Annotated in this window: 12 protein-coding genes; 2 read left to right on the top strand and 10 right to left on the bottom strand. The window is 65.7% G+C overall.

The features are described 5' to 3' along the window. The 4 genes from bcsA to L286_RS48230 form a co-directional block, all read right to left on the bottom strand. The coding region (gene bcsA / locus L286_RS25615; RefSeq protein ID WP_021222921.1) for a UDP-forming cellulose synthase catalytic subunit at positions 1–2,131 on the bottom strand (2,131 nt) is incomplete at its 3' end. Then, positions 2,131–2,868, bottom strand: coding sequence for a cellulose synthase operon protein YhjQ/BcsQ (locus L286_RS25610; RefSeq protein WP_007686414.1), 738 nt, complete (start codon positions 2,866–2,868; stop codon positions 2,131–2,133). The genes L286_RS25610 and bcsA, both read right to left, overlap by 1 nt. After that, a complete protein-coding gene (locus tag L286_RS25605) occupies positions 2,868–3,194 on the bottom strand; it encodes a hypothetical protein (RefSeq protein WP_007686416.1) in 327 nt (108 codons plus the stop codon). Before L286_RS25605 ends, L286_RS25610 begins: the two co-directional genes overlap by 1 nt. Before the next feature lie 653 nt (positions 3,195–3,847). Next, a protein-coding gene (locus tag L286_RS48230; RefSeq protein WP_152520581.1) for an IS5 family transposase occupies positions 3,848–4,605 on the bottom strand; the annotation gives its coding sequence in 2 pieces (ribosomal slippage) (positions 3,848–4,287 and positions 4,287–4,605; 759 coding nt in all). 157 nt (positions 4,606–4,762) lie between these two features. Between L286_RS48230 and yaaA the strand changes: the two genes are divergently transcribed. Further along, on the top strand, positions 4,763–5,515 hold the full coding sequence (gene yaaA / locus L286_RS25595; protein WP_021222919.1) for a peroxide stress protein YaaA: 753 nt from the start codon (positions 4,763–4,765) through the stop codon (positions 5,513–5,515). Between the two features lie 66 nt (positions 5,516–5,581). Here yaaA and L286_RS25590 read toward each other — a convergent pair whose 3' ends face one another. From L286_RS25590 to L286_RS25565, 6 genes are all read right to left on the bottom strand, one after another. Further along, positions 5,582–6,352 (bottom strand): MucR family transcriptional regulator, encoded by a 771-nt coding sequence (locus L286_RS25590; protein WP_020819500.1) that lies wholly within the window; start codon positions 6,350–6,352, stop codon positions 5,582–5,584. 86 nt (positions 6,353–6,438) lie between these two features. Then, positions 6,439–6,786 carry a hypothetical protein gene (locus L286_RS25585; protein ID WP_020819501.1) on the bottom strand — a complete coding sequence of 116 codons (348 nt, stop codon included), beginning with the start codon at positions 6,784–6,786 and terminating at the stop codon, positions 6,439–6,441. A 31-nt stretch (positions 6,787–6,817) separates the two neighbouring features. Then, positions 6,818–6,991 (bottom strand): hypothetical protein, encoded by a 174-nt coding sequence (locus L286_RS25580; protein WP_193746223.1) that lies wholly within the window; start codon positions 6,989–6,991, stop codon positions 6,818–6,820. Between the two features lie 93 nt (positions 6,992–7,084). Continuing rightward, entirely contained in the window at positions 7,085–7,624 is a 540-nt protein-coding gene (locus L286_RS25575; RefSeq protein ID WP_020819503.1) for a pseudouridine synthase, read from the bottom strand. 6 nt (positions 7,625–7,630) lie between these two features. Continuing rightward, positions 7,631–8,776 (bottom strand): cupin domain-containing protein, encoded by a 1,146-nt coding sequence (locus tag L286_RS25570; RefSeq protein WP_020819504.1) that lies wholly within the window; start codon positions 8,774–8,776, stop codon positions 7,631–7,633. A gap of 65 nt (positions 8,777–8,841) precedes the next feature. Continuing rightward, positions 8,842–9,294, bottom strand: coding sequence for a hypothetical protein (locus tag L286_RS25565; protein WP_007686433.1), 453 nt, complete (start codon positions 9,292–9,294; stop codon positions 8,842–8,844). 70 nt (positions 9,295–9,364) lie between these two features. Between L286_RS25565 and L286_RS25560 the strand changes: the two genes are divergently transcribed. Next, positions 9,365–10,009: spermidine synthase (locus tag L286_RS25560; RefSeq protein WP_021222918.1), on the top strand; the 645-nt coding region annotated here is incomplete at its 3' end.

Here is a 10,009-nt window from a genome sequence, read left to right as displayed (position 1 = left end):
CCCCGGCGGCCGCGGCGGCGGCCATGGCGCGCATCGCCTTCTTCCGGCGGCGCGGCAGGCGCCATATGTCGATGATCGTGTCGATGCCCACGCTGAAAATATCCCTGATGGATTTGAGGCCGGCGACCGGCGCCAGCGGCTTGTCCGATTGCCACGCGTCGGCGCGGCCCATAACGGCGCGCACCAGATGACGGGCGCGCACCATGTCGAGCGGCTGGAAGCGCAGCTTCGCCCGGCCATTGTCCAGCCGGACCGTGTCGACCGGAATGGTCAGCGTCTCGTCGCCCATCGGCAGCGAGATGTCCGTGACTTTGCGCCCCTGGAGCGCGAAACCGTCCGGCAGCTCCGCCGCCAGCCCGCCCAATGAAATGTCCACGGTCGTCCCGTCGACGACATAGCCGTCGTCGAAATAGAGCGTGACCGGCATTTGCGCGGTGATGCGGATATTCTCGCGCACCTGCCGCTGTTCCCGCGCGACCGAAATCGCGGCGATCAGGATCAGCAGGCTGAAGCTGGCCCATGCGGTGTTCAGCAGCACCGTGTCCCACTGCGCGTCGAACAGCAGGGGGAAGTTCAGCTTCATGAAGCCGAAGACGACGCCGAACACCAGCAGCAGCGCGGTGATGACATGCGGCCGCACCGTGGTGCCGTCGAAATAGGTCTGGTCCAGCAGGCCGCCCTTGTCGGTCACGTTGAACTTGCCCTTGCGCGGGTTCAGCAGCGTGAACAGCGTCGGCTTCACCAGATGGAAGGCGAGCAGCGTTTCGTAGATCTCGCCCCAGAAGGGCCGCCGGTCGCCGCCCTGGATGCGCTCGCTCGACATGGTGGAGATGAACAGGTGCGGCAGCGCATAGGCGAAGATCAGCGCGGCCGACGCATGGATGATGTTCTGTCCGCCGATCAGATAGGCGAGCGGCGACGTCAGGAACACGATGCGCGGCAGCGGAAACTGGAAATGCAGCATCGCGTTCAGGTAGCAAAGCCGCTGGTGCCAGTTCAGGCCCGGCCCGAACAGCGGATTGTCGATCCGCATGATCTGCGTCATGCCGCGCGCCCAGCGGATGCGCTGGCCGACATGCAGCACCAGCCGCTCGGTTGCGAGGCCCGCCGACAGGCGGATGCCGATATAGGCGGTGTTCCAGCCCATGCGCTGCAGTTTCAGCGCGGTATGCGCGTCCTCCGTCACCGTCTCGCCGGCAAAGCCGTTGGTTTGCTCCAGCGCGGATCGGCGGATGACCGCGCACGACCCGCAGAAGAAGGTCGCGTTCCATAGGTCGTTGCCCTTTTGCACCGCGCCGTAGAACAGGTCGCCTTCGCCCGGCAGTTCCTTCACATTGCCCAGGTTGCGCTGCACCGGGTCGGGCGAATAGAAATGGTGCGGCGTCTGCATCAGCGCCAGCCGCGCGTCCTTCTGGAACCAGCCGACCGTCATCTGCAGGAAGGCGCGGGTGGGAACGTGGTCGCAGTCGAAGATCGCGATCAGTTCCCCGTCGGTCTTCTTCATCGCGGCGTTCAGATTGCCCGCCTTGGCGTGCAGATTGTCGGCCCGCGTCAGGTAGCCGCAGCCGGCCTGCCGCGCAAAGGCCCGGAATTCGGGGCGGCGGCCGTCGTCCAGGATATAGACGTGGAAGCGGTCGCGCGGATAATCCATGTCCATCGCCGCGAAGACCGTGTTCTGGACGATCGCCAGGCTTTCATTATAGGTCGGGATATAGACGTCGATGACCGGCCACTGGTCCGGTTCGCCCTCGATCTCCACCACCGGGCGGTCCAGCGGCCAGCTGGTCTGCAACAGGCCCAGGACCAGGATGACCCAGGCGTAGAGTTCCGCCAGATAGAGGCCCGTGCCCAGCAGCGCCGCGGGCAGGCTGTCGAAGTCCAGCGTGTGGGTCGTGCGCCAGAACAGGTAGCGCGTGGACACCAGCAGCGACAGCAGGCCGATGGCGATGGTCGACCGCTTGCCGGGCGAACGGTTGAACAGGATCACGCCCGCCATGGTGGTCAGCGCGAAGATCCATTGCGATTCCAGGTCGAGCGGCACCGTGACGACGACGATGACGACGGCCGCCACCAGGAGCCCTGCCGCAAGCCTGAGCAGGGCCTGCGGCGCGAAACGGGAAGGAAGGGACATCAGGCGTCCCCCGTGACCTGTATGCTCGCGTCTTCCGGGGCGGGTCGCAGCCCGATGCGCTCCTCCACGGCGTCGGCGAACAGGCGCAGATCCTGCAACGCGGCGCTGGTCGGCGCATATTTGCCGATGAGTTCGAACCGGGCGAGCGCTTCGTTGACCGCCTCGTCGCGGCGGATGGTGGCCAGCAACTGGTCCCCGAACAGGTCGCGGACGAAGCTGTGGCTGTGGCGGGACAGCTTCTGCCGGTCGTCGAGCTGGTTGAGGACGAAGACGGTGCGGTCGAGCTTCATCGCCGGGGCTGTCTCGCTGAGGCGGTTGAGCGTGGCGAGCGAGGCGGCGGTGGGCAGCAGCGGGCAGATGTGCAGCGCGCAGCGCGGCATCAGCAGCTCCAGCAGCCGCCGGTCCTCCGACGCGACGTCGACGACCCAGATATGGCCGGGGTCGAACATCCGCTCATATTCCCGGTCGGCCCGCGCCGCGAAGGCGGCGGAGCGGCTCTGGCCATGGCCCTGCATGACGCTGACGCCGAAGGCCACCAGCGGCTCCCCGCCGGCCGCGCCCCATTCCGGCACGGCCTGCGCCGGCATGAAGCCGAAATGCATCTTCAGCGAATCCTGGAAGGTGCAGTCGAGCGCGTTGACCTCATAGCCCTTGCCCGCCAGGTGCAGGGCAAGCTGGGCCGCCAGAAACGTCGCGCCGGTGCCCCCCTTGGGCGATTGAACCAGGACGACCGCCATCAATCCAGCTCCGAGAAGCGGTTGAAGAATTCCTTGAGGTCGACATTGGCCTTCGGCGCGGCCCGGCGCGGTTGCGCGTCATATCGGGCGAAGATCTGGCCGGGCGCGGCCGGGGGTTGCGGCGCCCTGGGGGCGGGCCGTTCGTCCTGCTGCCGCACCTGCGGGACGGGAAGCCGCGCCGCGTCGTCGCCCACCACTTTCTGGTCGCCCAGAACAGCCGCGAAAATGGGCCATAATTCCGTTTCCGAAAACCTGTCCTCGAATTCGCGATAGGCGAAATCCCTGCGGTTCAGCTTCTCCAGCAATTTGCGAGCGTCGCGGCGCATTGGCCCCCCATATGCGTGAACGAATGGTATATTGTTGATTACAGCTAATTTACTATATCTTTCTTAATAGAAAGACAGGTCAATGCGACAAAAATCTGAATGTTGATGTAGATCAGGATAAGATGGAATTTGTTTCGCTAGGCGATTGATTCGAAAAGATTGTGTCCTGTGATATGTGCATGCGAACCCTTTTCGTCATTCCCAATACGGAACAATATGCGGGCGACCAGAGGATAGGTCGGTCGATGCAGGGATGCGGATGGAAAGCGGTGGAAAAGCCTTCGAAATCTTGATCCAGGTGAATTCCAGGCAAGGATTTCAATGCATTGGCGAATAATGAATGGATAATAGCGGCCAGCTATTAGATCCGATCCGGCGAGAATCGTCGCCTGGGCGGCGCGCCCCGCCGGAATCGTGTAGCGAAGTCGTTTCGGTTCCGCAGAAGAAGATGGATTTTATTGGGCGGTATCGACTTCAGCCCTGACGAGGCTGTCTAGGGTGTGTGGGGATTCAGTTCAGGGCGAGGCGAAAATAGTGGATTTCGAGAACTGGCGCGCAGCGTACTTCAGTACGTGAGCACCGGAAGCGGAGAAAGCCGCTATTTGCAGCCCGCCATGGGCTGAATCCCCACACACCCTAGGCTCTGTCTGCATTCACCGTATCCATATCATGGCGCATGCGAGATGGACGAAGCCCATGAAGGCAGAGAGGGTTTTCTCGCAGCGCAGGGCGATCCTTCGGAAGCGCTTGAGTTTGTTGAAGAAGCATTCGACCTGATGGCGCTCCTTGTAGAGCCTCCAGTCGATGGCAGGGGCGATAGCGCGGCTGGGATTGGCCTTGATCTGCGCGATTGCGCCAAGGTCATCGGCAATGAAGGCGCGTAGCGGATCGGCATCGTAGGCAGCATCGGCGATGACGTGGCCGACGCCTTCCAGCCCGGACAGAAGCGTCTGGGCCTGCGGGCAATCGCCATATTGCCCTGGTGTCGGACATATCCGAAGCGGCAGACCGATCGCATCGACGGCGGCGTGCAACTTGGTCGTCAGGCCGCCGCGCGAACGACCGATGGCGGCACTTTCAGCCCCCCTTTTGCGCCGCTTGCATCGGCGTGGACCTTCGAGATCGTGCTGTCGATCATCACATATTCGAAGTCCGGCGTGTCGGCCATGGCATGGAAAAGCCCCTCCCATACCCCGTTGCGTGACCACCGGCGGAAGCGCGCATGAACCGCCGTCCATTTGCCGAATATATCCGGTAGATCGCGCCAATGCGCCGCGTTCCCCGCCATCCACAGGATCGCATCGACAAACAGTCGATTATCAACGCCGCTCCGTCCAGGCGTCCCGGCACGACCCGGAAGATACCCCTCGATCCGGTTCCATTGCTCATCCGTCAGCACCCGTCTGCTCAAAGATCGTCTCCTTCAACGACCTTGAATCAGAACTCTCATAAAATGGGAATCCCATGAATGCAGACAGAGCCTAGGCCACTTCCCGGCTGCGGCGGCGCACGGGACATGATGGCGCAGGCTTTTGACGCAGGGGCGGGCGGCCGCTACGGAGGCTGCGATGATCGTGCTGCTATCCCCCGCCAAGACGCTTGATTTCGAAAGCGCGCCGCCGCCCCTTCCGGTCACGGAGCCGCATTTCCTCGAAGAGGCGCATAGCCTGGCGAGATCGGCGGCGAACCTGTCGCAGAAGCGGCTGTCGGAGCTGATGCATATCTCGCCGCGCCTGGCGAAGCTCAATGCGGACCGCTTTCGCGATTTTCCCCACCTGCCGGATCGGCAGGCCCTGTTCGCCTTCGCCGGCGACGTCTATGCCGGTTTCGAAGCGCAGACGCTGGACGAAGCGGGCGTCGCCTTCGCCCAGGACCATGTCCGGATGCTGTCGGGCCTTTATGGCCTGTTGCGGCCGCTGGATGCGATCCGGCCCTATCGGCTGGAGATGGGAACGCGCTGGGCGCCGCGCCACAGCAAGCTGACCGACTGGTGGGGCGATCGCATCGCCGCCCTGTTGCGCGGGCAGGTCGCGCAGGAAGGGTCGGGCGTGATCCTCAACCTTGCCAGCCAGGAATATTTCGCGGCGGTGGAAGGCAAGCTGGCGGGCATCCGCGTCATCGACGTCGATTTTCGCGAACCCGGCCCCGACGGACCGCGTTTCGTCAGCTTCAACGCCAAGCGGGCGCGCGGCATGATGGCCCGATGGATGTGCGAACATCACATAACCGATGTCGAGGCGATGCGCGGTTTCGACAGCGACGGTTATCGCTTCGACGCCGGGGAGAGCGAGCCGGACCGCTGGCGCTTCACTCGCGCCTGATCGAATCCGGCGCCGGGACCGCCGGGATGGGAAGCGGGGCCGCGGTCGCTCGCTTCCCGCCCATGATCAGGATTTGGCGGTCGCGGCTTCGGGGGCCTTTTCCCCGCCGCCCAGATGCGAACCGGCCGCCTGCAATGCCGCCTTGGGCGATTTGGGCCTGGCGGTTCCATTGGCCTTGGGCGCGGCCTTCTTCACCGGGGCCTTTTCCTGCGCGGGCGCCTTTTTGACGGAGGCCGACGTCGCGGCGCGATTGCCGCGGTTCGATATGATGGGGGCGGGCGCGTCCTTTGCCTTGTCCTTCTTAGGAGCCGCGGCCTTTGCCGGCGCGTCGGCCTTTGCCGGGGCATCGGAACGGGAGGCGGGAGCGGCCTTTGCGGGTGCCTTGGGCGCCGCCGCCTTGGCCGGCGGCGCGGCGGTCGGGCTTGCGGCGGCGACCGGCTTCTTGCCCAGTCCCGCCTTTTCCGCCACGGCGCGGCGCGCCTCCGAATAGCTTTGCGCCACCAGCGGATAGCTGCTGGGCAGCTTGTAGCGTTCCCGATATTGTTCCGGCGTCAGGCCGTGAGCGGCCAGATGGCGCTTCAGGGTCTTGTAGGGCCTGCCGTCGATCAGGCTGAGGATGCGATCGGGCGAGGCGAGGCTCCTGCGCACCGAAACCGCCGGCGTGAAGGTTTCGGCGGCGGGTTCCGCAACAGCCGCGGCGGCATTTTCCGTCAGCGCCGCGCGGGTCGTCCTGATCAGGTCGGCCAGGCTGTCGCTCGGCACGCTGTTCCTGGAAACATAGGCGCTGAGCAACTGGACGGTGAGGGCGGTGATGTCGTTCTTGTCTTCGTCGGCCATGTCAGCGAACCCGTTTCAGGAGGATGTTAGCGCTATTTGCGCAAAGGAATGCGGATTGTAAACGGCGGATTGCCCCGCCGGGATGATCAGTTGCGCTCCACGGCATCGGTCCGGGGCAGGAGGCGGCAGTCGCGCCAGTTCCGGTCGCCCCTGGGCACGAAAGAAACATAATCGCCATCGATGATGAGCGCCGCCCTGGGGCTGCGATAATATAGGCCCAATGGCAATGCCCCGCGTTCCAGCGTGAGTTGTCCGTCCTTCCAGACGATCGTGGCGCGGTCTGCATCGGCGCGGAGAAAAAAGCGCCGTCCGGCGGCGCACCGCACCTCCATGTCGGTGGCCGGTCCCTGCGCGCCGGCTGGCGCCGGGGTCGCGGCGGCCGCCCATAGGGCCGCCGCCGGCATGAGGGCGCCGAAAAAGGAGCGGCATGTCATTGCTGGAGCCTTGCCTGAAGGAACTCGGTCCCTAACTCGCCGTGGACTCGTCGGTTCCCGTGGCGAGGGCATTGGCGATCATGGCGGCCAGCGTTTCCTCCGCCCGTTGCTTGACGCCCGCATCCTTCGACAGCAGGTCGTGCCTGATCCATTGCGGCGCCCGGCTGAGAATGGCCATGATCAGAGTCGTCGTGTTCGCGTCCATGCCATCGCTATGCGGACCGCGCCCGTTCCGGGCAACCGCAAAAGGAATCACCCAGATCAAGGCGCGCCCCGGCCAGTCCTGCGCGCCATATCTTCATGCGTCGCGCCATTGCCCCTGGGGGATGCCGTCCAGCGTCCAGTCGCCGATCCGCCAGCGCACCAGCCGCAGGGTCGGATGGCCGATGGCGGCCGTCATGCGCCTGACCTGCCGGTTGCGTCCTTCGCGGATCGTCAGCCGCAGCCAGCGGTCCGGCACGCTCTTGCGGAACCGGACCGGCGGGTCGCGGGGCCAGAGCGCGGGCGCCTCGATGCGTTCGACCTGCGCGGGCAGGGTCGGACCGTCCTTCAGCCGCACGCCTTGCCGCAGCGCCGCCAGCGCGGCCTCGTCCGGATCGCCCTCCACCTGGACAAGATAGGTCTTGGGCATCTTGAAGCGGGGGTCGGCTATCCGCGCCTGCAGGCGGCCATCGTCGGTCAGCAGCAGCAATCCCTCGCTGTCGAGGTCGAGCCGGCCCGCCGGATAGAAGCCGGGACGGTCGATATAGGCGGCCAGGGTCGGGCGGGGCGGCCCCGTCCGTTCATCGCTGAACTGGCAGAGCACGCCATAAGGCTTGTTGAACAGGATGAGCGCCATGACGGATCAGTCCGCGTCGAACGCCAGGCTGCCCTGGTCGATCAACGCGGCCACCAGCGCGACCACGGCGGGAAAAGCGGCGAGTTTCGCGTCCACGACCGTCATCGGTTCCCGGCAGAGCGCTTCGGCCAGCAGGGCGGCGGCGCCGTCGCAATCGAAGCCATGGCCGTCCACGAACAGCAGCAGTTCCGGTTCGCCCGGCCGGATGAAGGCAAAGCGGCTGGCCGGATTGCGGCCGAGCGGAACGCCCTGGGCCAGCATGGCGCGCACCGTCCGCTGGTCCGCCGGTTCATCCGGCCGCCAGTCCATGTCCGCATATTTGGGCAGGCTGTTGTGCAGGCCGAACCAGCGGGCGAAGGCGTTGCGGTCGGACAGGGCCTCCATCGCCATGGCATGCATCCGGTCGATGGCCGACGCCGCGATCTCGCCGGCATTGGACTGGCGGATGAGGTCGGGATCGGCATAGCGATCCTCGTCCGCCATGGCGTCGGCCTGATGGCGGCACCAGTTTTCGACCAGTTCGGCGCGGGACGGCGCGCGGAAGCCGATGGAATAGGTCATGCAGTCGCCGCCCACCGCCACGCCGTCATGGGCGAAGCAGGGCGGGACATAGAGAATGTCGCCGGGTTCGAGGATATGATCCTCCGTCGCCTCGAAATCCGGGATCAGGCGCAGGTCGTCATGCGGCAGCAGCGGCGTCGCGGAATCGCATCGCGGGCCGACGCGCCAGCGCCTTCTGCCCAGGCCCTGCACCAGGAACACGTCATATTGGTCGAAATGCGGCCCGACGCCGCCCCCGTCGGTCGCATAGCTGACCATCACGTCGTCGATGCGCCAGTCGGGTATGAAGCGGAAGGGTTGGATCAGCGCCGCGACATCGGGCGCATGATGGTCGACCGCCTGCACCAGCAGCGTCCAGGCGTCGCGAAGTTCGGTGAAGCGATCCTCCGGCAGCGGGCCGCTTTCCATGGCGAGCCGATCCGCCTGCCGGGTGATGAGGCGCGATTCGACGCCCTCCTCGCAGGCGAGGCCGGCCAGATCGTCGGGCACCAGCGGATTGCGCCATGCGCTCCACGGGTTGCGGATCAGCAGCGGGCGCTTCTGCCAATGGTCGCGCAGGAACAGGTCGATGTCGAAACGGGCGAGGTGCATGCCCCGCCCATGCGCCGTCCCGCGCCCGCTGTCAAAAGATCGGTCGAACCCTTGGGCCCGCCCGGTCAGACGGCCCAGTTGAGATAGAAGTCCTTGAGCGCATGGGCGTCATGCAGGGCGTTGTGCGGCATCCGGCTGTTGGACGCGGCGCTGAACCCCGCGCCGTTGATGAGTTCCAGGCGCAGCCCGTCCAGCCTGATCATCTCGGCCGGACCGGTCACGAGCAGGGCGCAGAAATGGGCCAGGTCGTCGGGCCAGTCGGCGATGATCAGCGGATCGCGGTCATGCGCCAGATAGGCCTCCAGATGCTGGGCGGCCTCCACCCGGTTCAACTGATGGTCGACGCCCGGCGGCACGAAGCGCAGATAGGGGATCACATTCTTTTCCACCCAGGGGTGGATTTCGGCCGGCAGGGGGAGGGAGACGTAGAAATCCTGGTCTCCGATTTCGGGGACGAGCGCCAGGCTGATGAGATCGCCGCCGAAGCCGTTGAATTCTGTATCGAGGAAATATCGCATCTCGCTCCTTTGACGCCGCGCCGCATTGCCGTAAAGCCCCCGGCGGCGGACCCCGCCGGGAGAAAGTGGCATGCAGGCACGCGAATTCATCGGATCGGCGCAGGTTCCCGGCGGAGAGGAACTGACCCTCTATCGGCGGGGCGGGGATTTCATGATCGTGCTCGACCGCAACGAGTTGATGAGCAGCCGGATGAGCGGATCGGAGGAGGCGCTCGCCAATCTCAGTTGCGAAAGGCTGCGCGGCCGGGCGCGCCCGCATCTGCTGATCGGCGGTTACGGCATGGGTTTCACGCTGCGGGCGGCGCTGGCCGCGCTCGACGGCACGGCAACCGTCACCGTGGCGGAACTGGTGCCGGAGATCATCCAATGGGCGCGGGGACCGATGGCGGAACTGGCCGCGGGGTGCCTGGACGATCCGCGCGTGCGCCTGGTCCAGGCGGACGTGGCCGATGTGATCGGCGCGGCGCGGGGGCTGTACGACGCCATATTGCTGGACGTCGACAACGGGCCGGACGGGCTGGTGCGCCAGGCGAACGACCGCCTCTATTCGGCGCAGGGGATCGCGGCGGCCATCGCCGCGCTCAGGCCCGGCGGCATATTGGCGATCTGGTCCGCCGCGCCCGACGCGAGCTTCGCCCGCCGCCTGTCCCGCGCCGGCTTGGCCGTGGAGGAGGTCGCCGTGCGCGCCCGCAGCAACGGCAAGGGGCCAAGGCAC

The organism is Sphingobium sp. HDIP04 (assembly GCF_000445085.1).
GTDB classification, from domain to species: Bacteria; Pseudomonadota; Alphaproteobacteria; order Sphingomonadales; family Sphingomonadaceae; genus Sphingobium; species Sphingobium indicum.
This window is presented reverse-complemented; position numbering and strand designations above follow the sequence as displayed.